Consider the following 23,870-nt stretch of genomic DNA (forward strand, 5'->3'; position numbering starts at 1 on the left):
AGCTGCGTGGCCCGCTCGCAATGTCACCATGATCGTGCCGTTCCCCGCGGGCGGCCAAGCGGATCTCGCCGCACGGCCGGTAGCGCTGGCGCTTGAGAAGATTTTGGGCAAGCCGTTCATCGTCGACAACCGCGCCGGTGGCGCCGGAGGATCGATCGGCAACGCCGCTGCGGCGCGCGCGGAGCCGGACGGCTATACTTTGCTGATGACGTTGTCCTCGCTGGCGGTGCTCCCGGAAGCCGATCGGCTGTTCGGTCGTCCGGTGGCGTACGAAGTCTCGCAATTCGCACCGGTGGCGCGCGTGCTCGCGGACCCCACCTTGCTTGCGGTGCCAGCTTCCGCGCCCTGGAAGACGCTGCAGGATTTCGTCGAGGATGCCAAGAAACGCCCCGGCGAAATTCCGTACGGCTCCTCCGGGCCGTACGGCACGCTGCACGTCGCCATGGAAATGTTCGCGGCCAGCGCCGGAATCAAGTTGCTGCACATCCCGTTTCGTGGAGCCGGCCCGGCCTTGACGGCGCTCTTGAGCGGCACGGTGCAGGCGTTGGCCTCGGCGCCAGGCACGCTGAAGCAGCAGGTCGACGACGGCAAGATGCGAGTGCTGGCGAACTGGGGCGCGGAGCGAATTGCGAGCTTTCCCGATCTGCCTACATTCAGGGAACTCGGCTACAACGATGTCGAATTCTACATTTGGGCGGGCCTTTTCGCGCAGACTGAGTTGCCCGGGCCGATCATGATGCGATTGCGGGATGCGATGGCCCAGGCAGTGAAGACGCCCGAGGTGGCCAAAACCTTCGAGACCGCTGGAAGCCCGGTCGCCTACATGGATGCGCCCGAGTTTTCGAAGTTCGTCGCCGCGGACAGCGCCCGGCTGATCGCGGCGGTGAAGAAAATCGGCAAAGTGGAATAGAACGACGGGCGGCCAGTTTTCTTCGAGCGGCGTTAAGACTGATGCTGGCAGACATCGACCCATTCGGCGGCGGTTAGTTCAGCCATACGCGATGGCGCGATCCGCACCGCGCTGTGAGTCGATCCCGCCGCCGGCACCACCTCGTCGAACGCCTTCAACGAGACGTCACAGTAGATCGGCAAAGGCGTTTTCAGCCCGAAGGGGCAAACGCCGCCAACTTCGTGGCCGGTGATCTCGGAAACCTCCTCGAGGCCGAGCATCTTCGGTTTGCCGCCGAACAGTGCCTTGACCTTTTTGTTGTCCATGCGCGCGGTGCCGCTGGCGACGATCAGCACCACGCGCTCGCCGATCCGAAGCGACAGCGTTTTCGCGATACGTCCGGGCGTGACGCCATAGGCCTCCGCGGCGAGCGCCACCGTCGCCGAACTCAGAGGCGACTCGATCACCGCGATCTCGGGGGCCTTCTGCGCAAAGAACTCGCGCACCGATTCAAGACTCATGAGCGGCGACCAGCGCTGGCAATTCCGTCAGCGCGTGGATGCGATAGTCCGGCTCCAGCCCGAGCTCATCCATTTGCGTTCGGATCGCCTTGAACATGGTGAGCGGGGAGACAAGTTCGCTGTCGACGCAGGCCAGCGCTATCGCCTCAGGTGTCACGCGTTCGATCCATGCGACGTTCAAGCCAAATGCTTTCGCGCCGCAAGCGTCCCATGGGTTCGACGATATAAAGAGCACTTCGGCCGAAGGTACCCCAAGCACGGCTTCGATCAGGCCGTAAGCATCAGGCGCGGGTTTGAACATTTTCCTCGTATCAACACTGATCGTCGCGTCGAGCACGCGATCGAGGCCGCTGTTGCGCACCAGTGCCTCAAGCATTCCGGAACTTCCATTGGAAAGGATCGCAAGCTTGCGGTTCCGCATCGCTGCCAGCGCCGACATTGCATCCGGGTACAGTTCGAGGTGCAGATGTTTATCCATCAGCCGCTCGAAGACGGCACTGTCATGTTCGAGCCCCAGCACCCGTAGCGTGTAGGCAAGTGAATCCCGCGTGACGACAGAGAAGTCCTCATAGCGCATCATCAGCGAACGCAACCAAGTATATTCGAGCTGCTTGATGCGCCAGATCTGGGTGATGATGTCGCCATAGCCGGGGAAGGCCTCCTCGGTCACGGCAGCGACCGACTGGACGTCGTACAGCGTCCCATAGGCATCGAACACAACAGCTTTGATCATCACCTGGCCTGCTCATTTTCCGATGCCGCCCGAGCCGCGGTCGTGAATTCGCCTGCGCTCGTTCAAATGCCCAGAAGTTTGCGCGCGTTGGCCTTCAACACTTTCGGCCTGACCTCATCGCGTATCTCCAGTTTGCCGAAATCCGCAAGCCACCGGTCCGGCGTAATCACCGGCCAGTCCGAACCGAACAGCATCTTGTCCTGCAGGATCGAATTGATGTAGCGAACCAGGATCGGCGGGAAATATTTCGGCGACCAGCCGGAGAGGTCGATATAGACGTTCGGCTTGTGGGTCGCGACCGAGAGCGCTTCTTCCTGCCAAGGGAAAGACGGGTGCGCGAGGATGATCTTGAGGTCAGGGAAATCCGCCGCGACATCGTCCATGTACATCGGATTGGAATACTTCAGCCGCATTCCCATGCCGCCGGGCATTCCAGATCCGACCCCGGTTTGTCCGGTGTGAAACAGCGCGATTGCCCCGCCCTCATTGATTGCCTCATACAGCGGATAGGCCATACGATCATTGGGGTAGAAGCCCTGCATGGTCGGATGGAATTTGAAACCTTTGACGCCGTATTCCTCGATTAGGTTGCGAGCCTCGCGAACCCCGAGCTTGCCCTTGTGCGGATCGATGCTGACAAACGGGATCAGCACGTCCGAATTCTGCGCGGCGATCTCCAGCATTTCGTAATTGTTGTAGCGCCGGAACCCGGTCTCTCGCTCGGCGTCGACCGGGAAAATCACGGCGGCGATCTTCTTCGAACGATAGTAAGCGGCGGTCTCCGGCACGGTGGGCGGGTGTTTGTTGGGCGACTTGAAATATTCGGCCATCTGCGTCTGGAAATCGTCGTATCCATCATCCGCATGCATTCCGCAGGGCTCTTCGGCATGGGTATGGATGTCGATTGCCACGGCCTCTTCGATATTCGGTAGCGTCAAGGTGGGCATGCTGAGTTCCTGAGGCGATCGATTGCAGGGGTGCGAAATTGATTACACTATATGACAAACAGGCAAGATAGCCGAAACGGGAGGATGAAGTGGGGCAGGCGGAAGGCTTCGAGACCGACTTCTGGAAACATGCCAATTTGCGGAAAGGCTGGGACGACATCGTTCCCGGCGAGCCGCGCAAGACCATTCCTTACACCCTGACGCGAGAGGCTATCGAACTCTATTGCGCCTCTGTCGGCGAAAACCATCCGATTTATTTCGACGAGGAGTATGCGAAGCGAACGATATATCGCGGGCTGATCGCGCCGCCCTCGATCCATATTCTCCTGATGTTTGCCTGCACACCAGCCGACGACTGGATGCGCAGCCCGGGCACCGTCAATGCCGGGCAATCATGGAGCTACAACATTCCCGCCCGGCCCCGGGACGTGATCACGCTGCAGGCGCGCGCGCTCGATAAATTCATCAAGCGCGAGCGGCTGTTCGTGGTGCACGACAATGTCTTCTTCAACCAGCATGGCGAGGTGATCTGTTCGGGCCGTGGCTGGACCATTCGGCCGCAATAAGTGTCAGGAGTGGGAACGATGAGCGTAGCCTTCGAAAGCCTTCGCGCGGGGGACAGTATCGAGGGTCCGAAATTCCCGGTCAGCCGCGAATCCATTCGTCTGTTCTGCGATGCCTCGCTTGATTACAATCCGTTGCATCTAGACGACGAGTACATGGAAGGCAATTTCGGCAAGACCAATTTCGGCGGGATTATCATGCACGGCATGAACAATTTCGGGCTGATTTCGCGCATGATTACCGATTGGGCCTATGCCGCCGGCGCCATTCATCGCCGGCTCGAGACGAGGTGGATCAAACCGGTTCGGCCCGGCGATATCATCCAGCCCGTCGGAACCATTAGATCCAAGCAGGCGACCGCGAAATCGCACTGGGTGCTGATCGACGTCACCGTGTGCAACCAAACGGGCGAGAAAGTGGCTAGCGGCGAGGCCATGGTTGAGTTCCCGGCCGCTTGATTCTGCAAGCACTTTCAACCTCACGGGAGCATTTCCGGCCGGATGGCGCCCCGCCGGCCCTGGGCGGGCAGAATGGTCTTTCGGGCCGTTTCGATTGACATCCGACCGGTCCATGCTTAGAAACCGCGCATCCCGGACGGCACGGCCGTCGGCGGGAGGTGGCCTGTTTTCGTATTTTCGGGCTTCAGCGCTTAGTGCCGAACACGGCCTTTCAACGCATCAGGATTGTCTCATGAAGGTCCGTAACTCCCTGAAATCACTGCGCGCCCGTCACCGCAACAACCGCCTCGTGCGCCGCAAGGGCCGGGTCTATGTGATCAACAAGGTCCAGCGCCGCTTCAAGGCGCGCCAGGGTTGATCCTGCGTCCCGGGCAGCCCCGCGGAATCCTCCTCCTCACGGGTCTTTGAGCCTTTATTGCTTGCGGCGCGATTGCGCAGGTCTAGACTTTGGGAATGCGATTGAGATTCCCAAACCCAACCGGCGGCGTGACGGCGCTCTTCATCGCCGCCGTCATTGCGCTGACGCCTGCGGTTGGGTTTGCGGACGATCCGCAGCCTCCGCCGCCCAAGCGCGAGAAGAAACTTCCCCCAGAGCCGCCCACCAAGCTCCCGAAAGTCGGCGCCGACCGCTCGCGCGGCCTGGACTTCCTGTTCGGCGCGCTCAAGGCGGCACCGGACGAGGCCAGCGCCAAGCACGTCGAAGCCCGGATATGGGCGCTCTGGCTGCAGACGCCGAGCGATACGGCGGCACTGCTGATGATGCGCGCCAAGGCCGCGATGGATGCCCAACAGATCGACGTTGCTCAGAAATTGCTCGATGCGCTCGTGAAGCTCCGTCCCGATTACATCGAGGCGTGGAACAGACGCGCGACCTTGTACTATCTGCGAAATGATTACGCACACTCCTTGCAGGACATCCAGCAGGTGCTGGTTCGAGAGCCCCGGCATTTCGGCGCGTTGGCGGGACTCGGAATGATCATGCAGGATCTTGGCGACGAGAAGCGGGCGCTCGATGCGTTTCGCAAGGCGCTCGCGATCAATCCGCACCTCGAAAAGGTGCCGGAGCTCGTCAAGAGCTTAAGTGAAAAGGTCGAGGGCCGCGATATTTGATTGATAACTCAGCGATCCGATCGCGCGAGTTAACCAACATCTCAACCGGTCCATTGTGGGCTGGAACACTTTTCGCTAACCCCAATTAGCCGCTTGTCCCCATCGTGGGAGCGAAGAGATGAAATCCTGGCTTATCGCCGGCGCGATGGTGTTGCCGGTTGCGACGAATTCTGATGCCGCCGGACGCTTTTGGGTCGTTGGCAATCATGCGACCAACAAATGCGAGATCGTGACGAGCAATCCGGTCATCTACGGCAACATCTGGTTCGGGGACGGTCCGTTCGAATCGCTGTCGGACGCGAAGCTCGCCCGCTCCACGATCAGCGTTTGTCCAAAGGAAGAAGATCCGCCGGCAGACTGCAAGGATCGCTGCGAAAAGCGATCCTAATGCAGCGCGTTAGTGCCGCGCTCGAAAGGCCCGCCCACGGCGACCGCTGCGTAAAGCTGCTGAAGCTCGGCCTCCAACTGCTCGTTAACCAGCAGAAGGGCGCGCAACGCCCCATGAATGTCGCCGTCGTGGTTGGCCACAATCCGATCAATCGCAGTTTCGCTCGGTCTCGAATTCATCGATAGGCCTCCAAATGCCCCTTGAATAAACCGGAGAGCCCCGTCCGCGTTCCTGTGGATTGCGTGGACAATTTCGAGCGCCTCGATCGTATCTGTCACCGGCAGTGCAGGTGAAGGCGCCCATAAAGATACCGATGACGGCGATATGAAGGCGCATGCAAACTGGAGGAGAACTCGCGCATTTTGCCCACAACTCATGGTTTGCCCTGGGATACAAGCTTTGATGGATCGCGGCTTTACTGCAGCGCGGGCCAACCCGCGAGCGAGGAGACAGCAAACCGCCTCGTGATGGGAGCCTAGTTTTCAGGCCGTCGGAAAGCTCAATGACAACAATCCTGCTCGTCGCGGCGGTAGCCATGCTGGCCTTGATCACTCAAGCCGGCGTCCGGGTTATTCAGCGCATTCATCCGGCACAGGGCAGCATCGTCGAGGTGGCTGGGGCCAAACTCAACGTTCTCGATCTCGGTCCGGGAGACGCTGTGGGGCCGCCTGTCGTGATGATTCATGGAGCGAGTTCAAATCTCGAAATCATGCGCCGGTCGCTCGGCGAACGCTTGGCCAAAAACCATCGGGTAATCCTCATTGATCGCCCCGGCCATGGCTGGAGCACGCGCGAGCGGCTGGCAGATTCGACGCCAGCCATTCAAGGCAAGATGATCGACGAAGGGCTGCAAAAACTCGGGCTCGGCCCGGTGGTGTTGGTCGTGCATTCCTGGAGCGGCGCGCTCGGCGCCTCGATGGCGCTTGCGCATCCTGAGCGGATAGCGGCGCTGATCATGCTGGCACCGGTAGCCTACCCGTGGCGAGGTGGTGTTGGGTGGTACAACCGGCTCATCGCCAAGCCGCTGATCGGTCCGTTGCTCGCTTACACGGTCACGCTTCCGCTCGGCATTTTCCTGGCAGCGCGCGGTGCGCGCCGCGTATTCCTGCCGCAGATCATGCCGGACGATTTTATTTCAACCAGCGCAACTCGTTTGCTGCTGCGCCCGCGCGAATTTCTTGCCAATGCCCGGGATTTGGTGACGTTGAAAGATGCGGTAGCCGAGCAGGCGCCACGCTATGGCGATATCCGGGTGCCGACGGTGGTGATTTCGGGCGGCGCCGACAACAGCGTGACGACAAACATTCATTCACGGCCGTTCGCCAAAGCCGCCGCTGACGTAAAGCTGATCGTGCTGCCGAATGTCGGTCACGCAATCCCGAATGCCGTACCCGACCTCGTCGTTGCGGAGATCGAAGCCGTGATCGCAAACGTTACGCGCCACGAACCCGCTCCGGCGGTCATCTCCTGACCGCGTTTTTTGACCTCGCGAGAACTGGTCGGTGGGTCTACTCGGTGCAACCAAAGCGGCTGCGCGCTTACTTGGTTTTGCCGTCCTTATCGTATTGCGAAATAAACGCCCAGAGATCGTTGATTTCTTTCTCGTTCTTGATTCCGGCGAAAGCCATCTTGGTGCCGGGAATCTTGGCTTTCGGATCCTTGATGTATTCCTTGAACTGGGCCTCGTTCCAGGTGATGCCGGAGTTCTTGTTAGCATCAGAATAGTTGTAACCCGGCGCCGTGCCGGACTTGCGGCCGTCCAGTCCATTGAGCTCCGGGCCGACCTTGTTTTTGGCGCCTTCGCCGATGGAGTGGCAGGCCATGCATTTGTTGAAGGAACTCTTGCCGGCCGCAACGTCCTGCGCCAGCACGATGCTGCTGGTTACGGACGACATGATTAAAACAAGGGCGCTCAGGGTCAGTTGTTTCATGATGTGCTCGTGCTGGGTGTGGCGGGGCGACGGTACCGCCGTTGTTGCACGGGCTGCGCGCTATCGACAAGTCATGAACGCCGGCGCCGCGGTCCGCCTGTCTAATGCTTTTGCATAGTGGCACCGCCCCGAAAGCTACCCAAAGCTCTCCAGATGTGGTTGATTCATCTTTGAAAAACCGGCGAGCTGAAACACGCTCGGGGCTGAACAGGCCTGGGAGAACTAAAGATGTCGATCTTGATGCCGGCCGCCGACCAGACGGTGCTCGACCGTCGCGATGAAATCGTAGCCGCGCTGCGCGCAATGGTGCCTGGCGAGGGCGTAATCGATACTGCCGCCGAAATGCTCCCCTACGAGTCCGATGGTTTGATGGCGTATCGACAGCCGCCGATGGTGGTGGTGTTGCCTGACACCACCGAGCAGGTATCGCAGGTTCTTAAGCACTGTTTCCAACAAGGCATCAAAGTGGTGCCGCGCGGTTCGGGCACATCGCTATCCGGCGGCGCGCTGCCCCTGGTTGATGCTGTGCTGCTCGGACTAGGTAAATTCAAACGCATCCGCGAAATCGATTTCGACAACCGCGTCGTCGTTGCCGAACCGGGCGTGACCAATCTCGCCATCAGCCAGGCGGTCGCCCATGCCGGATATTACTATGCGCCTGACCCGTCTTCACAGATTGCCTGCTCGATCGGCGGCAATGTTGCGGAGAATTCCGGCGGTGTGCATTGCCTAAAGTACGGGATGACCACGAATAATATTTTGGGTTGCGAGATCGTGCTAATCACCGGTGAAATCATCAGGATCGGCGGCAAGTCCGCCGAGCCCGGCGGTTACGATCTGATGGGAATCATCACCGGATCGGAAGGGCTCCTCGGCGTCATTACCGAGGTCACGGTCCGCATCCTTCAGAAGCCGGAAACGGCGCGAGCCCTGATGGTCGGTTTCGCGCAAGTGGAGGCGGCTGGCGAATGCGTCGCGCGCATTATCGGCGCCGGAATCATTCCGGGCGGCATGGAAATGATGGACAGGCCCGCAATCCACGCCGCTGAGGCCTTTGTCCATGCCGGCTACCCCCTGGACGTCGAGGCGCTCTTGATCATCGAACTCGATGGTCCTGGCGTCGAGGTGGATGAGTTGATCAAGCGCGTGGAAGCGATCGCGCAGGGCTGCGGCTCGACGACATGTCAGATCTCCACGTCAGAGGCCGAGCGCAACCTGTTCTGGGCGGGGCGAAAGGCGGCATTTCCCGCTGTTGGCCGGATCTCGCCTGACTATCTCTGCATGGATGGTACGATCCCGCGTGGCAAATTGCCGGATGCGCTGGCGCGTATCCGCGACCTCTCTGCGAAGTATGATCTTCGGGTTGCCAATGTGTTTCATGCGGGCGATGGCAACCTGCATCCGTTAATTCTTTACGATGCCAATAATCCTGGGGAAATGGCGCGAGCTGAAGCGTTCGGCGCCGACATTTTGCGAGTGTGCGTCGAACTCGGGGGCGTGCTGACCGGTGAACACGGCGTCGGTATCGAGAAGCGCGATCTGATGCCCGAAATGTTCAGCGACATCGATCTGAACCAGCAGCAGCGGCTGAAATGTGCATTCGACGCGCAAGGCTTGCTCAACCCCGGCAAAGTCTTTCCGACCCTGCATCGCTGCGCCGAACTTGGCCGCATGCACGTCCATCGCGGCAAGCTCGCTTTCCCAGAACTCCCACGGTTTTAAGCGGGCGAGCGTGGACACTCTCAAGGTTCGTGACGCTCAGGACGTGGAGCAGGTGGTGCGCGCCGCGATCGCGAGCGAACAGCCGCTGGAGATCGTCGGCCATGGCTCGAAACGGCTGATCGGCCAGCCGATGGCTACAAATGCAGTACTTGATCTGTCGGCGCTCAATGCGGTGACATCGTATGAACCGAGCGAGTTAATCATCACCGTACAAGCCGGCGCCCCTCTGGCCGACGTGCAGTCGCTGATTGATTCGAAAAATCAGCAGTTCGCATTCGAGCCGACCGACACCGGCCCGCTGCTGGGCACGGCAACCAAACCAACAATCGGGGGCATGCTCGGAGCGGGATTTGCAGGGCCGCGCCGCATCAAGGCCGGCGGCGCCCGCGATCACTTCTTGGGGGCGCATGGGGTGTCTGGTTTCGGCGACAGCTTCAAGGCCGGCGGGCGGGTTGTTAAGAATGTCACCGGCTATGATCTGTGCAAATTGCTGGCGGGATCGTGGGGCACTCTAGCGGTCATGACCGAGGTGACGCTCAAGGTGATGCCGCGGCCGGAGAGCGAGCGTACCTTGGTGCTGCACGGGCTCGATGACATCACCGCAAACCGGGCGATGACGGCAGGGTTGGGCTCGCCATTTGATGTGTCCGGTGCGGCGCACGTGCCGAAGTCTGCGCTTCAAGCACCGGCAAATGGGTTCGGCGAGCTTGGATCGCCATCAATGGCCGTAACCTTGCTGCGGCTGGAGGGCATCGCCGCCTCTGTCGAGCATCGCGCAGCCGGGCTCGTCGGCCTGCTGGCGCCGTTCGGGTCGACTCGAATCATCGAAGACGCTGCCTCCGCCCTCGTTTGGAGTTCTGTTCGCGACATCCTGCCCTTTGCCGCTAATGGCGCGTTGGGAATTTGGCCGGTGTGGCGAATCGTTTGTCCGCCAGCCTCGGGAGGCGCGCTGGGCCAGCGCCTTTCGCGGGAGACCGGGGGTGACGTGTTCTACGATTGGGGCGGTGGCCTAATCTGGGCGGCACTGCCTCCTAGGCCGGACGCTCACGCTGCCGTCGTACGTCGTCACGTCGATGCCGCTGGCGGCCACGCCACATTGGTGCGCGCGTCGGATGAGATGCGCCGCAACGTCGATGTATTCCATCCCCAGCCTGCTGGGCTCGCTGCCCTGAGTGAACGGGTTCGCCAGAGCTTCGACCCGAAGGCCATCTTGAACCGTGGCCGGATGAAACGAGATTCCGTGGCATGAAAACCGAGTTCAGTCTCGCCCAACTCGCCAATCCCGATATTGCGGAAGCCGACAAGATTTTGCGCGCCTGTGTGCATTGCGGATTTTGTACTGCGACCTGTCCGACTTACGTGCTACTCGGGGATGAACTCGATAGCCCGCGCGGCAGGATCTATCTCATCAAGGAGATGCTGGAGAAGAACCAGCGACCAACCGCCGAAGTCGTCAAGCACATCGATCGCTGTCTCTCGTGCCTCGCCTGCATGACGACGTGCCCCTCCGGCGTGAATTACATGCATCTGGTTGATCAGGCGCGGGTGAGAATCGAAAAGGAATATACGAGGCCGGTTTCAGATCGCCTGCTCCGGACCGCTCTCGCTTGGATATTGCCACGTCCGGATTGGTTTCGGGCGTCCATGATCCTGGCGCGGTTCGGCCGATTGCTAGGCGCGCTGCTACCGACTCGCGAGGTCGACCCGGCGAATCCGGGTTTGTTGCGCCGGCTTAAAGCGATGCTGGCGCTTGCACCCACGTCCCTGCCGTCCCCGGGACCGGCGGGCGGAAGTGTATTTGCCGCCCGTGGCAAGAAGCTGGGGCGGGTCGCTCTGCTGCAGGGCTGTGCCCAGCAGGTGTTGGGTCCGCGAATCAACCAGGCGGCCGTCAGCTTCTTGACCCGTCACGGCGTCGAGGTGGTCCTGGTCAAGGACGAGCAGTGCTGCGGGGCGCTCTCCCACCACCTCGGACGGGACGACGACGCATTGGCGCGCGCCCGCACCAATGTCAGTGTTTGGGTCAAGGAAGCCGAGCAAAACGGCCTTGACGCTATCCTCGTGACCACGTCAGGTTGTGGCACCGTAATCAAGGATTACGGGTACATGCTGCGTTCTGATCGTGATTTCGCGGCACCGGCGGCGAGAATTTCGGCGATGACCAAGGACATCACGGAGTATGTCGAGGGCATGTCGCTGCAGCCCGCGCAGCAACCCGGGGGCATGGTAGTCGCCTATCACTCGGCTTGTTCTCTGCAGCATGGACAGAAAATAACGCAAGCTCCGAAAGAATTGCTTTCCAAGAGCGGATTCGTGGTGAAAGATGTGCCCGAGAGCCATTTGTGTTGCGGTTCGGCGGGGACCTACAACATTCTCCAGCCCGACATTGCGAACAAATTGCGCGACCGAAAGGTCGCGAACATTGCGACGGTAAGGCCGGACATGATTGCCGCAGGCAACATTGGATGCATGGTGCAGATCGCCGGCGGTACGTCAGTTCCTGTAGTGCACACGATTGAGCTTCTCGATTGGGCGACAGGCGGTCCGAGACCAGGATCGACCTGATTAATGAGCCTCTCGCGTGAGGCGGGCGACTTGAACGCTCGATGGACATTGATGGGCGACAACAGGAGGATCACGATGGCTAAAGGCAAAAAGAAGAAAGCTGGCAAGAAGGCTAAAAAGGGCAGGAAAAGTTCTGTGATGGCCAAGAAAAAATCAGCGAAGAAGTCTTCAAGAAAATCAGCGAAGAAGGCCAGGTCCGCAACCAAATCCGCCAAGAAATCCAAAGCGGCTGCGCCGAAGAAGTCAGCTAAAAAGGCAGGCAAAAAGTCAGCCAAAAAGGCGAGCGCCGGAAAATCGCCGGCAAAGAAGAAGTCAGCAGCGAAGCGCGCACCAAAGGCCGCTCCAGCTCCCGCGGCTACACCGTCTCCCGCTCCGGCCCCGAGCTGGGCCACGCCGGCTGCCCCTTCCTGGGGACATTCGACAGAGAACTCCTCTGGCTCGGCTAGCGACGGCAATAACGAGCACTGACCAACGCGCAAGCGTTTGGCTCAAGGCCGCAGCGCCCCGCGCTGCGGCCTTTCTCTTTGGCCGTTCCGCTTAGCAACGCCGAATCGATCGGTCCGCGAGCTGGCCCGGCGCTTCTTGTCCCGTGAAACCAATCTCGTTCAGGTGGTGACCAAGTCTCGGGCGTCTCCGAAAAACGTTCGCACTTGTTGTCGGAATGCAACACCCTGCAACTACATTCGCCAAGACCGCCAGAACGCCCAAGAAGGCGGCAAATGCCCGTCATTTTTGCTTCACGGCTCTGATGGCGCGTTCCAGATTGAACTCAGGTACCGATTTGCCTGCAGTCGATTGTCGCTTCTCCTTGGGGCGCGGGGAATCAGACTGACCTTTTAATCTGGTGGGGATGGTCATGAAGAAAATGGTTTTGTTGGCGACAGCGCTGACGATGGTTTCAGCTTCCGCATTCGGTGCGGACATGTCGCTCAAAGCATTGAAGGCTCCGCCACCCCCTGCATTTGAGCCGTGGGATATCGCCTTTGGCAGTGCGATCATGAACGACTACATTTTCCGCGGCATCACCCAGTCGAACCACAAGCCATCGGTGGCGGCTTATTTTGAGCCGCGCTACAACGTGACAAAGGACCTGCAGCTATATGTCGGAAGCTCCTTTGAGAGCATCTCGTTTCCGAACCGCGCCGCCGCAGAGGTCGACATCTACGGCGGTATCCGGCCCACCTTCGGAATGTTCGCGTTCGATTTCGGCCTGTGGGGCTATCTGTATCCGGGTGGGCAATGCTTCAACTCGGCGGCATTTCCTGGCTCCGGCATCCCGGACTCTTCCTTCCAGTGCATTCAGAACGGTAACTTGCCGCTCAACGGTAACGTGGCCAAGGCTAATGCAAGCTTTTATGAGGGGTATGCCAAGGTCAACGTGACGCTTAACGATCAATTTCAGATCGGGGCCAACGAGTACTACTCGCCGAATTTCCTCAACACCGGGGCCTGGGGCAACTACGCATCAATCACCGGCAAGTGGACCGCACCGACCACGACGTTCGGTACGAGCGGCGTCGGAATGTATATCTCGGGCGAGTTCGGTCGCCAGTGGTTCGGCACGTCTGACTCGTTTTATGGCGTTGTCAGTCCTTTGGCCAATTTTTCGGCCGGAATTCCCGAACCCAGCTACAACACCTGGAATATCGGCGTCGGCTTCACCTACAAAGTGTTCACGCTTGACCTGCGCTATTCCGATACCAACTTGTCGAAGGCTAGCTGCAACGCATTTACCAGCGATCACACCACAACCAACTTCAGCCCATCGTTCGTGACGCCAATCAATCCAGGGGGCTTCGGCTCGAACTGGTGCGGTGCGGCGGGTATCGTGAAGCTCTCGGCTGATCTGACGGCGATGACGAATTTGAAGTAGGCGGTGCTTTCGAAGACAAGGGGCGGCAGAACGATTTGCCGCCCCTAATGTTTTTTTCAGGTCTTTTGAAAAATTTCAGTTGTGTTTGCGGGCTTGCAGCGATTCCATTCTCGACATGCAAGCAATGATTCGCGCTCCAGAACCGATGGCCGCCTGCTGTGACAGATGCGGCAACGAATCGAGACGCGTTTCCAGCATGCTTGACCCCTCGACCGGCCGAACGTTTCACCTGTTCAAATGCCCGTGCGGCGAAAAGACCTTCATCTCGCTTTGCGCTGATATTGCCGCCCGTTCGACGCCGGCCAGTGGTCGCCAGCATCGCCGATCGACCTAGAGTCTGATCGCTTCCTGATGAGACAGTATCGGCCGTAGCTCATTTTTTCGGACCCGTTTGCTTCGCGCTAAGCGGCGTCCACTTCGCTCGAAAATGCTTCAAGCTCCGCTCGTCAAACCAAGGGAGCATCGCTAGCGGGCTTGACTGCCTCGCTTCGATTCGGCAGCGCAAATCGATCCCCGTCGCGCGTTAGCGCGACCTTGCGCTGGTGGAAGCTCTGAAGCGTGGAACGATGACCGATCGAGATGATGGTAGCGGCCGGCAATTTCTTTTCGAGAAGCCTGTAAAGCGCCTCCTCGGATGCTTCATCGAGCGAGGCTGTGGCCTCATCGAGGAAAAGATATTGCGGCTGGTGCAATAGCGCCCGCGCGAGCCCGAGGCGCTGCTGCTCGCCCAGCGACAGCATGCGGTTCCAATGCGCATCCTCCTCAAGTTTGGATGCGAGCTGCGGCAGCCCTACCGCCATCACGACGTCCGCGACCTGATCCGAACTAAACACTTCCGGCTCGGCCGGGTAGACGATCGCAGCCTTAAGTGAGCCGACCGGAAAATATGGACGCTGCGGCAGCATCATCAGCGTCGCCTTTGCGGGGATTCCGATCGAGCCGCTGCCGAACGGCCAAATGCCGGCAATGGCACGAAACAGTGTCGACTTGCCGGCACCCGACGGGCCGGTAACCAAGGTGCGCTCATTGCCCTGGATGTTGAAGCTCTGGGCAGAAACCAGCGGCGTGCCGTTGGGCAGTCTAATCAGCAGCTGCTTGAGTTCGATGTTGCGGCTGCCGGCCGACGGAACGACTTCGATCGAATCCGTGCTGCTCGCCACCACTTCCGCCTTCTTGATCGCGGTCTCAAAGCCATCGAGGCGCGCAACGACAGCTCGCCATTCGGCGAGCGTCCGATACGTGGAGACGAAAAACGATAACGATTGTTGTACGCTTGAGAAGGCGGATGCGGTCTGCATCATGCCGCCGAGCTGGATCTTGTTGGCAAAGTAGGCCGGCGCCACCAGAATGTAGGGGAAAATCACGGCCGCTTGTGAATAGCTCGCGGTAAAGGCCGTGAGCCGCTTCGTCCGCCACATAATTCGATACCAGTTTCCCACCACCCGGCCGAATCGACCCGATAGCCGTTGCCGCTCCGCAGTCTCGCCTTGTAACAGCGCGATTTGCTCCGAGTTTTCACGGACCCGAACCAGGTTGAAGCGGAAATCCGCTTCAAAGCGCTGCTGCTGGAAATCAAGGCTGACCAGGGGAGATCCGATCCATTGCGTCAATGCCGTTCCGAAGATCGCGTAGATCAGCGCGCCCCACACGAGATAGCCCGGTATCTCGAACTCGCGGCCTAAAATGTGCATCGGCGCGGTCGAAGAGAGGCCCCAAAGAATAACGACAAAGGACGCCAGCGTAACGATTGAACTCAATAGCCCGACGCCGATGTTCAGCGTCTGCTCGACAAATAGTTTCACATCGTCGGTGATGCGCTGGTCCGGATTATCGGCTGCGTCGCCGAGCAACTGCATGCGATAATGATTTGCGTCATGCAGCCATTCTCCCAAATAGGTCGAAGTCATCCATAGACGCCACCGGATCTGAAGCCACTGGTTGAGGTAGAGCTGGTAGACCGAAAGCGCGATATAAAAAGTCGCTAGCAGAGAAAAGATGCCGATCTCTGTGACGAACCCGTCCCAGTTCTTTTCTTGAAGCGCGTTGTAAAACCGGTTGTTCCACTGGTTCAGCAGCACGTTGATCAGAACGAGCGAGAGTTCGATTGAAATCACCGCTGCGAGCAACAGGCGCCCGGCGAATCGGTCTTCGGAACGGAAGTACGGAGCAGCGATCCGCCATACGATTGCGAGCGTCGAGCGGATGTTGTTCACAGATTGCCGTCTCCGGAAAATAGCTTTAACAGCCTCAGAAGATGGGGGAATTATGCTCAGCTAGACTAAAGTCGTACTTTTGCTGGTATACAGCGGCTTGTCCCCGCCTCCAAGTCAACCCTAGCATGGGGCAACGGCGAGGGGCGGGGGACGAGCCACACTTCGCACGGTTGTGAGCGGAGGGCCAGTTCGGTGCCGTTTTCGCGCATGCTGAAGTCCCTAACACCAAGCCAGACATGCCGGACCGTTCACGCTGGTCGGCTTGCCGTATAGGGGCGTGGGGAGAAAGCGCAATGTGGAATCAAATCTATAATCCGCTGGGCAACGCGGCCCTTTCGACCATCGCCGCCGCCGTCCCGGTGGTCACGCTTCTGGTGCTCATCGCCAGCGGCAAGGTCAAGGCGCATATCGCCGCGATCATTGCGGTGATCGTCACTAACCTGATCACGATCTTCATCTTCACCATGCCTGCCGGGATGTCGATTCGCGCTTCGCTGCTCGGTGTGGTTGCCGGATTTTTCCCGATCGGCTGGATCGTTCTCAACGTTATCTTTCTCTACCAAATCACGCTCGTGACAGGAAAATTCGAATTGCTCAAAAGGGCCGTCGGCGGCGTGACGGAAGACCGCCGGCTGCAGCTGCTGCTGATCGCGTTTTCGTTCGGCGCGTTCTTTGAGGGCGCATCTGGATTTGGCACGCCGGTGGCGATCACCGGTTCGATCCTGCTCGGTCTTGGTTTTTCGCCACTCGCCGCTTCCGGTCTCTCACTGATCGCCAACACGGCGCCGGTCGCGTACGGCGCGCTCGGTACGCCGATCCAGGGCCTCGCCTCCGTGACCGGTCTGGACCCCTATATCCTTGGTGCGATGGTCGGGCGGCAGTTGCCGGTCTTCTCGCTGATCGTTCCGTTCTGGGTGGTTTGGGCGTTCGCGGGCTGGAGAGGCATGAAGGAGGTCTGGCCGGCCATTCTTGTTACAGGCGTTTCGTTCGCGATACCGCAGTTCGTCATCTCGAACTTCATCAATCCCTGGATTGTCGATATCGGCGCCTCCCTGATTTCGATGGGGTGCCTGATCCTGTTCCTGAAGGTCTGGCAACCGAGGCAGTTATGGCTGTCGCCGGCTTTGCGCGGCAGGGATGAATCGGCCGCTACGATGGCCAAGGCGGCCGCGCTCGACAAGACACCGCTCACCCAACGCGAACTCTGGACCGCGTTGCTGCCATGGATCATCGTCTGCGTCGTGATGCTGATCTGGGGCAATGGTGCGTTCAAGACCTGGGCGAACTCGATTTTCACCTGGAATTATCCGGTTCCTGAACTGCACAACATGATCAACAAGGTCCCGCCGGTGGCGGCGAAGCCAACGCCGGAAGGCGCGGTATTCGGCTTCACCTATCTATCGTTCACCGGAACAGGCATGCTGATCGCCGCGATCATTTCCGGCTTCCTGATGGGTTTAAATCCGGCCAGGTTGATCGGGGAATATGGGCGCACCATCAAGCTTTGCGCCATCTCCTTGATCACCATCTCGGCGATGTTGGCGATCGGCACGCTGACACGCCTCTCGGGCGTCGATGCGACCCTTGGTCTGGCGTTCGCCGCGACCGGCGTGCTCTATCCCTTCTTCGGCACGCTGCTCGGCTGGTTGGGCGTCGCGCTAACGGGATCGGACACCGCGTCTAACATTCTGTTCGGCAACTTGCAGAAGATCACGTCCGAACAATTAGGGCTGCCGTCGGTGTTGATGGCGGCCGCCAACTCGTCAGGCGGCGTCATGGGCAAGATGATCGACGCGCAATCGATCGTCGTCGCCTCGACCGCGACCAACTGGTACGGCCACGAAGGCTCGATCCTTCGTTACGTGTTCCTGCACTCGATCGTGCTTGCGTGTTTGGTAGGCATTCTCGTGACCCTGCAGGCCTATGTCTATCCGTTCACGGCGATGGTCCTGAAATAAAACAGGATCAAACGCCACCGATCGAATCCCCGCGGCCTCCGGTCCGCGGGGATTTTCTTTCGCAACAGATTCCAATCAACGCCCTGCTCTCGACCCCATGGTTGCCGGAAAAATTCTTTCACGAGGCGGGCAGCGAAATTTTTCTTTAAGCGCTCTCAAATTTCCAGATCATGCGCTAGAAACATTTTGGGTGTCCTCGAGGGTCTGCATGTTTTCGGTGAAAGAGTTACTCGGGCGTGGCGCAGCCATGCTGGTCCTTGCCACGGTCGCTTTCCAGCTGATCCCGGCTCAGGCCGAGGACGGATTTCCATTCGGGCTCGAAATGACACTCGATGCGGCGCGTCAGCCCGGATCGAAGCGGCTGCCGACGCTCGAGATCGGTGACAATGGCGAGGCCGCTCTTCAACTGTGGTGCAAGGCCGCCAAGGGACAGTTTTCGGTCGCCGGCAACACCGTTATTTTTGTCGCCGGGCCGATCGAGGATCGCGCCTGTCCTGCGGCGCGGGCACAAGCCGACGATGAGCTGATCGCTGCGCTGAGTGAAGCCTCGAGCTGGAAACGGCAGGATGATCTGGTGTCATTTATCGGGACCAAGCCGCTGCGCTTCCGCATCAATACCAACTGATTAAGTCGCGCTTCTTATTTCCAGGCGGCCTTGTCCGAATCCCAGCGTTGCCCCTTGAATTCCTTTGCCAGCGCCTCGACGGCACCATTGTCGTCCTTGGGCTCGCCTTCCTCCTCGCCACTGGAGTCCTCGGCCACATTATGTTTCGCTCCGCTATTCTCGTCCGCTGTTGAGATGGCAGGATTGCCGATCCACAGCATCAACCGATCGAATCCGCCGGGTTTGTCGGGAGCCACCAACGCTGTCATCTCAATGGTTTCGGTGAGATCGAGCGCGGGAATGAGCTGGCTCGGGCGCTTGAAGGTCAATTTCAGCGCTCCGGTATTGGCGCTCCAAGCTGAGGATGCCAATTTCGCAGCGAATGTTTTTGCCAGCACCCGGGCAATGGCGTCCGCGACCTTCTCCTTGTTTATCTTGTCTGTATTGCGCCATTCAGTCGCCGAAAATCGGACGGCGCGTTCCATGTCGATGATTCCGCCGGTCCAGCCGGCTGCGACGACGCCGGGTTGCGACTTGAATTTGGCAACCAGAGCGGAGGCGCGTTCGGGATCCGCCGACATGTTGATGATCTGCTCGCCCGAGCGAAGTGCATGACAGGGCACGGTTAGACTGTTCGAGGCAACCTCCAGTTCCTGTCCCTTCAGCCCTTTCAGGAAATCCACCGCTGCGCCGAGCTTTATCCTCACGGCGATAGCTTCCGGAGATACTTCGGTAAAATCTTTTGGCGCAGTATTGATGCCATCATCAACGGCCTGATTGTCAGTGAACTCCTTTTCGCTGAGGTCGGAATTGTCTGATGAAGCGACTTCGGTCACCTTCTGCCCGATGCTGATCTGGCCCTTGAATTCGAAGGTATCGCCGATCGGCTTGCGTGTGAGTTTTATGGTCACAGGCGATTTCTGGCCGGCGCTTTGCGTGCTGCCGGTCATCGATTGACCGTTCACCGCAAGATCTGCGACGAACCGGTCCATGCGACCCGAACCTCTGTCGATTGGATAGCAGACATCGATTACCGCGGAGGTGACGATCTTGCCCTGTCGCGTTTCCTTCAGGAAGACATCGGCGCCATCGAGCACTCCATCCATCGAAGTGAAATATCTGATCTCGTTGCCGTTCGGCGCGGCTTTCGGTGAGAGCTTCATTTGGGCACAGGCGAGATCGGGCACCAGCAGGCCGATCAGGCAGAACAGAAGCGCGCGCATGTAAATTCCTCGAGGGCAGAATCGGCACTGACGATGGACCTTTTCGCCATAAAAGAAGGCCGCGCGGAGGCGGCCTACCTTCGACTCATTTGCTGTCGTGAACGGGCTCGGCTTAGAAGCCCATGCCACCCATCCCACCCATGCCGCCACCGCCGCCGGGCATTGGCGGTGCCGGCTCCTTTGGCAGTTCGGCGACCATAGCTTCGGTGGTCACCAGAAGCGCGGCGATCGAGGCGGCGTCCTGCAGGGCGGCGCGCACCACCTTGGCCGGATCGATGATGCCTTTGGCTACCATGTCGACATACTCTTCCGTCTGCGCATCGAAACCGAACGTCTCCGATTTATCGTCGAGGATCCGGCCGACGACGATCGAGGCTTCCATCCCGGCGTTCTCCGAGATTTGGCGGGCCGGCGCCTCAAGCGCTTTCAGGACGATGTTGATGCCGGCTTGCACATCTGCGTTGTCGTTGTGGATGCGGCCGACCGCTTTCTTGGCGCGCAGCAGCGCTACGCCGCCGCCGGCCACGATGCCTTCCTGCACGGCCGCGCGGGTTGCGTTCAGAGCGTCCTCGACCCGATCCTTTTTCTCTTTCACCTCGACCTCGGTTGCGCCGCCGACGCGAATGACGGCAACGCCGCCGGCCAGCTTGGCAAGACGCTCCTGCAACTTCTCGCGATCATAATCAGAGGTGGTTTCCTCGATCTGCGCCTTGATCTGTCCGACCCGGGCTTCGATGTCTTTCTTCTTGCCGGAGCCATTGACGATGGTGGTGTTTTCCTTGTCGATCACGACCTTGCGGGCGCGGCCGAGCATATTGATGGTCACGCTTTCGAGCTTCATGCCGAGTTCATCCGAGATCAGTTGACCGCCGGTCAGGATCGCGATGTCTTCCAGCATCGATTTGCGGCGGTCGCCAAAGCCCGGCGCCTTCACCGCGGCGACCTTGAGGCCACCGCGCAGGCGGTTGACGACCAGCGTGGCCAGAGCCTCACCTTCGACATCCTCCGCGACGATAAGCAGCGGACGGCCCGATTGCACCACGGCTTCCAGCACCGGCAGCATCGCCTGAAGTCCGGACAGCTTCTTTTCGTGCAGCAGGACGTAGACGTCCTCCAGTTCGGCGGTCATTTTCTCGGCGTTGGTGACGAAATACGGCGACAGATAACCACGGTCGAATTTCATGCCCTCGACAATGTCGACTTCCGTCTCGAGTGATTTGTTCTCCTCGACCGTAATGACGCCATCGTTGCCGACTTTTTGCATCGCCTGCGAGATCATCTTTCCGATCGCAGCATCACCGTTGGCCGATATGGTGCCGATCTGGGCAACTTCCGATGAGGAGGCAACCGGCTTGGCGCGCTTTTCGATATCCTTGACCACCGCCTGCACCGCGATTTCAATACCGCGCCTGAGGTCCATCGGGTTCATGCCGGCTGCGACCGACTTTGCGCCTTCACGCACAATCGCCTGCGCCAATACGGTCGCGGTCGTGGTGCCGTCACCAGCGGTGTCGCTGGTCTTTGAGGCGACTTCGCGCAGCATCTGCGCGCCCATGTTCTCGAACTTGTCCTCGAGTTGGATTTCTTTGGCGACGGTCACGCCGTCCTTCGTGATGCGCGGCGCGCCGAAGCTCTTTTCGATGACGACATTGCGGCCCTTGGGCCCAAGCGTCACCTTCACCGCATCGGCTAGTGTATCGACACCGCGCATCATGCGATCGCGCGCGTCTCCAGAAAATTTAACGTCCTTGGCTGCCATCGTTTCCGCTCCTGAGTGATTGATAGAGCCTCCCCCGGTGTTGCCCGGCCGTACGGCCGTTACAGCGACAGGCATGTTCGCGTGAATGCGTCTCGATTTCGAGATCGTTGTTTGGTTTGAGCCAACGAGGCCGCAGGCGCGGCGCTCGCGCGTTTATCTTAGGCGAGCACGCCCATGATGTCGCTCTCCTTCATGATCAGGAGTTCTTCGCCATCGAGCTTGATCTCGGTTCCCGACCACTTGCCAAACAGCACACGGTCGCCGACCTTGAGGTCGATCGGAATCAGCTTGCCGGCTTCGTCACGGCCGCCTGGACCGACTGCGGTGATTTCACCCTGCGAGGGTTTTTCCTTAGCGGTGTCCGGAATGATGATGCCGCCCTTGGTTTTTTCTTCGGCATTTACGCGTTTGACCACGACGCGGTCATGCAGGGGACGAAATTTGGATTTACTCATGGCGGTTCCTTCTGGAGTTCGTTTCTGGATCAGCTCGCGATTCAAAGCTCACTGACATCCGCCGACGTTCGAGCCGCAAACGGCAGAACAGCTCGGAGCCTTGGCAATCGCCCTTCTGGAGTGCTAATTGTGCGGCCGGAAATATGTCCAGATGCTGTTCCTGTCAAGGAAAGGGCAGCTGATCCGTCGGTGAGTTCGATATAGGATGCTTCCGGAAAACAATCAGACCGCCAGCGCGACTACTGGACGTCATTGCTCCGAAAGCTTTTTTGCGCTTGGCTGCAGGACGGGTGCGGCCACAAATTTGCTCGGGGGAATGCCATGGTCAGGTCACTTAGCGCGCGGACGGTTGCCAATCTGGGGATTGCTTCGGCGCTAGCGCTGTTCCTCGGCGCATGCGGAAGCTACAGCCTGCCATCCTTGTCGTCGTCTCCCGCGACCGCCCCTGAGCCTGCTGTAACGCCGGAAATGCCCGCGAGCATCCGCTCCGATGAAATTGTCGGGCGCTGGGGCCTAGCCTCGTACCAGAGTCCTGCGGACCGGGCGCGAACCGAGGCGGCCGCCAAGGCACAGTGCAAGCAACCTTATGTGATCGGCGCCGGGTCCGCTGGCGGGGTGGTGATGCATCTGGCCGACCAAGCGACGCCACAGGAACTTCGGCTCAAGGGAAGCCCCAGCGGCAAAAACTATATCGGTCCGCCCGGACCGGCCGGTGGCGAGCAGGATCGCGAGATCGTATCGTTTGACGGACGCGTTCTGGTCACCCGTTTCATCGATCCTGATGCGGCGACCCGGTACGGCAATATGGTCTATGTCCGCTGCGCGCCCCGCGCCTGACGGCGCTTCGGTTGCGGCTGGTGTGGTGGAATTTTTCAGTATCGCGGCTGAATGGTCCGAACGAATCGAACGCCTGAACTAGTCGAACAGGGCGTCGATATCATCCTGCGAGGCGTGGCCGACGTCGCCTTCGATCTTGGGACCGTTCAATAGCCTGGCGTCGCCCTGACGGGCGTCGGCGAGAACGGGTGCGTGCGATTTGATGGCATCAACGCCGCCCCAGATGTCCATCATTATGGTGATGTGGTTCTCGATGAACTTCATCGTGGTCATTACCTTGCTGATGCGCTGACCGGTCAGATCCTGGAAGTTGCAGGCCTCGAAGATCGAGACGACGCGCTCCTGGATTTCCTCGCTGAGGATCTTCTGCTGATCGATCGACGTCACCTTGCCGAGCGCACTCGCGGCCTGATCAATGGATTCCGCCGCTTCCAGAATCTGCTGGGTGGCGTGTTCGGTGCCGCCGACCACCGCACCGAGTTCGCCATTGACCTTGGCCATCTCCTCGCCGTTGAAGCTGGTGCCGTGCAAAACCGCGATCTCCCGCTTGGTGCGGTTGATGGCGTCACAAATCAAGTCAAGCTCGACCTTAAGCTTCTCGCATTGCTCGATTTGCGCGCGATAGGTTTCGAGCAAGGCAGGGGCACACTCGAGCTCGCGAGGGATCGATGCTTCGATGCTGTCCACGACAGCCCCGCGGCCCTCGGCCATCTGGGCGCGGATCGCGCGCAGTTCGTTCATGATCTCGCGATGCATCGGGCCGATTTCGCCGTCGCTCAAAGCGGGCATGGCCGCGTCACCGCCGCCGAAAGCTTCTTCGATACGAAAACGTTTGCGATGCACCGGCATGAGACTATTCCTGACCTTCACTTCTCCAGTTCTAGACGGTTGCGATTTAACATCGGGTTCACGCGCGGGCACTGAAGCAGCGCGCGCGTGTCGTCACACACCGACAATTAACCATGCCCGAACGGCGTTCATTGAAAATAAAGGCTAGCTGCCGAAAGCGCCCCGAGTTGTCGGCGTGGTGAATCGAAAAGCGATTTTCGTTTACCAAACCGATGCGGTTTTACCTCTAGCTGGTATGCGCAAGGGCGCTGATGCGGGCGCTCGCACGGCGAAA

General features: G+C 59.5%; 26 protein-coding genes. 15 read left to right on the forward strand and 11 right to left on the reverse strand.

Going from position 1 to position 23,870, the window contains the following annotated elements; genetic code table 11:
* Window positions 1–910 (forward strand): tripartite tricarboxylate transporter substrate binding protein (locus tag VJV58_RS19505; protein WP_324139005.1); only part of this gene is annotated, 910 nt, incomplete at its 5' end.
* A 32-nt stretch (window positions 911–942) separates the two neighbouring features.
* Here the strand turns inward: VJV58_RS19505 and VJV58_RS19510 are convergent.
* Genes VJV58_RS19510 through VJV58_RS19520 form a run of 3 tightly spaced genes read right to left on the reverse strand, consistent with a single transcriptional unit; the run spans window position 943 to window position 3,090 of the window.
* The gene (locus VJV58_RS19510) at window positions 943–1,410 is read right to left on the reverse strand and encodes a YbaK/EbsC family protein (protein ID WP_324139006.1); all 468 of its coding nucleotides are present in this window, start codon (window positions 1,408–1,410) and stop codon (window positions 943–945) included.
* Entirely contained in the window at window positions 1,400–2,146 is a 747-nt protein-coding gene (locus VJV58_RS19515; RefSeq protein ID WP_324139007.1) for a haloacid dehalogenase type II, read from the reverse strand. Before VJV58_RS19515 ends, VJV58_RS19510 begins: the two co-directional genes overlap by 11 nt.
* Window positions 2,147–2,205: 59 nt before the next feature.
* On the reverse strand, window positions 2,206–3,090 hold the full coding sequence (locus tag VJV58_RS19520) for an amidohydrolase family protein (RefSeq protein WP_324139008.1): 885 nt from the start codon (window positions 3,088–3,090) through the stop codon (window positions 2,206–2,208).
* A gap of 89 nt (window positions 3,091–3,179) precedes the next feature.
* Here VJV58_RS19520 and VJV58_RS19525 point away from each other — a divergent pair, with 89 nt between their 5' ends.
* The 5 genes from VJV58_RS19525 to VJV58_RS19545 all read left to right on the forward strand — a co-directional run bounded on the left by VJV58_RS19525 (window position 3,180) and on the right by VJV58_RS19545 (window position 5,610).
* Window positions 3,180–3,656, forward strand: coding sequence for a MaoC family dehydratase (locus VJV58_RS19525; protein WP_324139009.1), 477 nt, complete (start codon window positions 3,180–3,182; stop codon window positions 3,654–3,656).
* Between the two features lie 18 nt (window positions 3,657–3,674).
* Window positions 3,675–4,112 (forward strand): MaoC family dehydratase, encoded by a 438-nt coding sequence (locus VJV58_RS19530; RefSeq protein WP_324139010.1) that lies wholly within the window; start codon window positions 3,675–3,677, stop codon window positions 4,110–4,112.
* A 232-nt stretch (window positions 4,113–4,344) separates the two neighbouring features.
* On the forward strand, window positions 4,345–4,470 hold the full coding sequence (ykgO, locus tag VJV58_RS19535; RefSeq protein WP_324139011.1) for a type B 50S ribosomal protein L36: 126 nt from the start codon (window positions 4,345–4,347) through the stop codon (window positions 4,468–4,470).
* A 161-nt stretch (window positions 4,471–4,631) separates the two neighbouring features.
* Window positions 4,632–5,222 carry a tetratricopeptide repeat protein gene (locus VJV58_RS19540; RefSeq protein ID WP_414641530.1) on the forward strand — a complete coding sequence of 197 codons (591 nt, stop codon included), beginning with the start codon at window positions 4,632–4,634 and terminating at the stop codon, window positions 5,220–5,222.
* 118 nt (window positions 5,223–5,340) lie between these two features.
* A complete protein-coding gene (locus VJV58_RS19545) occupies window positions 5,341–5,610 on the forward strand; it encodes a hypothetical protein (protein WP_324139012.1) in 270 nt (89 codons plus the stop codon).
* Here VJV58_RS19545 and VJV58_RS19550 read toward each other — a convergent pair.
* A complete protein-coding gene (locus VJV58_RS19550; protein ID WP_324139013.1) occupies window positions 5,607–5,789 on the reverse strand; it encodes a hypothetical protein in 183 nt (60 codons plus the stop codon). The genes VJV58_RS19545 and VJV58_RS19550 overlap by 4 nt on opposite strands.
* A gap of 323 nt (window positions 5,790–6,112) precedes the next feature.
* Here VJV58_RS19550 and VJV58_RS19555 point away from each other — a divergent pair, with 323 nt between their 5' ends.
* Window positions 6,113–7,081, forward strand: coding sequence for an alpha/beta hydrolase (locus VJV58_RS19555; RefSeq protein WP_324139014.1), 969 nt, complete (start codon window positions 6,113–6,115; stop codon window positions 7,079–7,081).
* Between the two features lie 67 nt (window positions 7,082–7,148).
* Here the strand turns inward: VJV58_RS19555 and cycA are convergent, their stop codons facing one another.
* Complete coding sequence (cycA, locus tag VJV58_RS19560; protein ID WP_324139015.1) at window positions 7,149–7,541, reverse strand: cytochrome c-550 CycA; 393 nt, start codon at window positions 7,539–7,541, stop codon at window positions 7,149–7,151.
* A 228-nt stretch (window positions 7,542–7,769) separates the two neighbouring features.
* On the opposite strand from cycA, the gene VJV58_RS19565 reads away from it, so the two are divergent.
* Genes VJV58_RS19565 through VJV58_RS19580 form a run of 4 tightly spaced genes read left to right on the forward strand, consistent with a single transcriptional unit; the run spans window position 7,770 to window position 12,293 of the window.
* Window positions 7,770–9,263 carry an FAD-linked oxidase C-terminal domain-containing protein gene (locus VJV58_RS19565; protein ID WP_324139016.1) on the forward strand — a complete coding sequence of 498 codons (1,494 nt, stop codon included), beginning with the start codon at window positions 7,770–7,772 and terminating at the stop codon, window positions 9,261–9,263.
* A gap of 10 nt (window positions 9,264–9,273) precedes the next feature.
* Window positions 9,274–10,512: an FAD-binding protein gene (locus tag VJV58_RS19570; protein WP_324139017.1), complete on the forward strand. Its 1,239-nt coding sequence runs from the start codon at window positions 9,274–9,276 to the stop codon at window positions 10,510–10,512.
* Window positions 10,509–11,825: a glycolate oxidase subunit GlcF gene (gene glcF, locus VJV58_RS19575; protein WP_324139018.1), complete on the forward strand. Its 1,317-nt coding sequence runs from the start codon at window positions 10,509–10,511 to the stop codon at window positions 11,823–11,825. The genes VJV58_RS19570 and glcF overlap by 4 nt, the downstream gene beginning before the upstream one ends.
* 51 nt (window positions 11,826–11,876) lie before the next feature.
* Window positions 11,877–12,293 carry a hypothetical protein gene (locus tag VJV58_RS19580; RefSeq protein ID WP_324139019.1) on the forward strand — a complete coding sequence of 139 codons (417 nt, stop codon included), beginning with the start codon at window positions 11,877–11,879 and terminating at the stop codon, window positions 12,291–12,293.
* Between the two features lie 258 nt (window positions 12,294–12,551).
* Here the strand turns inward: VJV58_RS19580 and VJV58_RS19585 are convergent, their stop codons facing one another.
* Window positions 12,552–12,824, reverse strand: coding sequence for a hypothetical protein (locus VJV58_RS19585; protein ID WP_324139039.1), 273 nt, complete (start codon window positions 12,822–12,824; stop codon window positions 12,552–12,554).
* Here VJV58_RS19585 and VJV58_RS19590 point away from each other — a divergent pair.
* Entirely contained in the window at window positions 12,718–13,698 is a 981-nt protein-coding gene (locus tag VJV58_RS19590; RefSeq protein ID WP_324139037.1) for a TorF family putative porin, read from the forward strand. The genes VJV58_RS19585 and VJV58_RS19590 overlap by 107 nt on opposite strands.
* 446 nt (window positions 13,699–14,144) lie before the next feature.
* On the opposite strand, the gene VJV58_RS19595 is transcribed toward VJV58_RS19590, so the two are convergent.
* Window positions 14,145–15,911: an ABC transporter ATP-binding protein/permease gene (locus VJV58_RS19595; RefSeq protein WP_324139020.1), complete on the reverse strand. Its 1,767-nt coding sequence runs from the start codon at window positions 15,909–15,911 to the stop codon at window positions 14,145–14,147.
* Window positions 15,912–16,204: 293 nt separating this feature from the next.
* Here VJV58_RS19595 and VJV58_RS19600 point away from each other — a divergent pair, with 293 nt between their 5' ends.
* Complete coding sequence (locus VJV58_RS19600) at window positions 16,205–17,869, forward strand: L-lactate permease (protein ID WP_324139021.1); 1,665 nt, start codon at window positions 16,205–16,207, stop codon at window positions 17,867–17,869.
* 208 nt (window positions 17,870–18,077) lie between these two features.
* A complete protein-coding gene (locus tag VJV58_RS19605) occupies window positions 18,078–18,494 on the forward strand; it encodes an META domain-containing protein (protein WP_324139022.1) in 417 nt (138 codons plus the stop codon).
* 14 nt (window positions 18,495–18,508) lie between these two features.
* On the opposite strand, the gene VJV58_RS19610 is transcribed toward VJV58_RS19605, so the two are convergent.
* From VJV58_RS19610 to VJV58_RS19620, 3 genes are all read right to left on the reverse strand, one after another.
* A complete protein-coding gene (locus tag VJV58_RS19610) occupies window positions 18,509–19,696 on the reverse strand; it encodes a hypothetical protein (RefSeq protein ID WP_324139023.1) in 1,188 nt (395 codons plus the stop codon).
* 112 nt (window positions 19,697–19,808) lie between these two features.
* Window positions 19,809–21,455, reverse strand: coding sequence for a chaperonin GroEL (gene groL / locus VJV58_RS19615; protein WP_324139024.1), 1,647 nt, complete (start codon window positions 21,453–21,455; stop codon window positions 19,809–19,811).
* Between the two features lie 158 nt (window positions 21,456–21,613).
* Complete coding sequence (locus VJV58_RS19620; protein WP_324139025.1) at window positions 21,614–21,910, reverse strand: co-chaperone GroES; 297 nt, start codon at window positions 21,908–21,910, stop codon at window positions 21,614–21,616.
* 321 nt (window positions 21,911–22,231) lie between these two features.
* On the opposite strand from VJV58_RS19620, the gene VJV58_RS19625 reads away from it, so the two are divergent.
* The gene (locus VJV58_RS19625; protein ID WP_324139026.1) at window positions 22,232–22,747 is read left to right on the forward strand and encodes a hypothetical protein; all 516 of its coding nucleotides are present in this window, start codon (window positions 22,232–22,234) and stop codon (window positions 22,745–22,747) included.
* A gap of 78 nt (window positions 22,748–22,825) precedes the next feature.
* Here the strand turns inward: VJV58_RS19625 and VJV58_RS19630 are convergent, their stop codons facing one another.
* A complete protein-coding gene (locus tag VJV58_RS19630; RefSeq protein ID WP_324139027.1) occupies window positions 22,826–23,596 on the reverse strand; it encodes a protein phosphatase CheZ in 771 nt (256 codons plus the stop codon).
* Window positions 23,597–23,870: the final 274 nt, after the last annotated feature.

The sequence above is a fragment of the Bradyrhizobium sp. genome (genome assembly GCF_035273305.1).
In the GTDB taxonomy this organism is placed as follows: domain Bacteria; phylum Pseudomonadota; class Alphaproteobacteria; order Rhizobiales; family Xanthobacteraceae; genus Bradyrhizobium.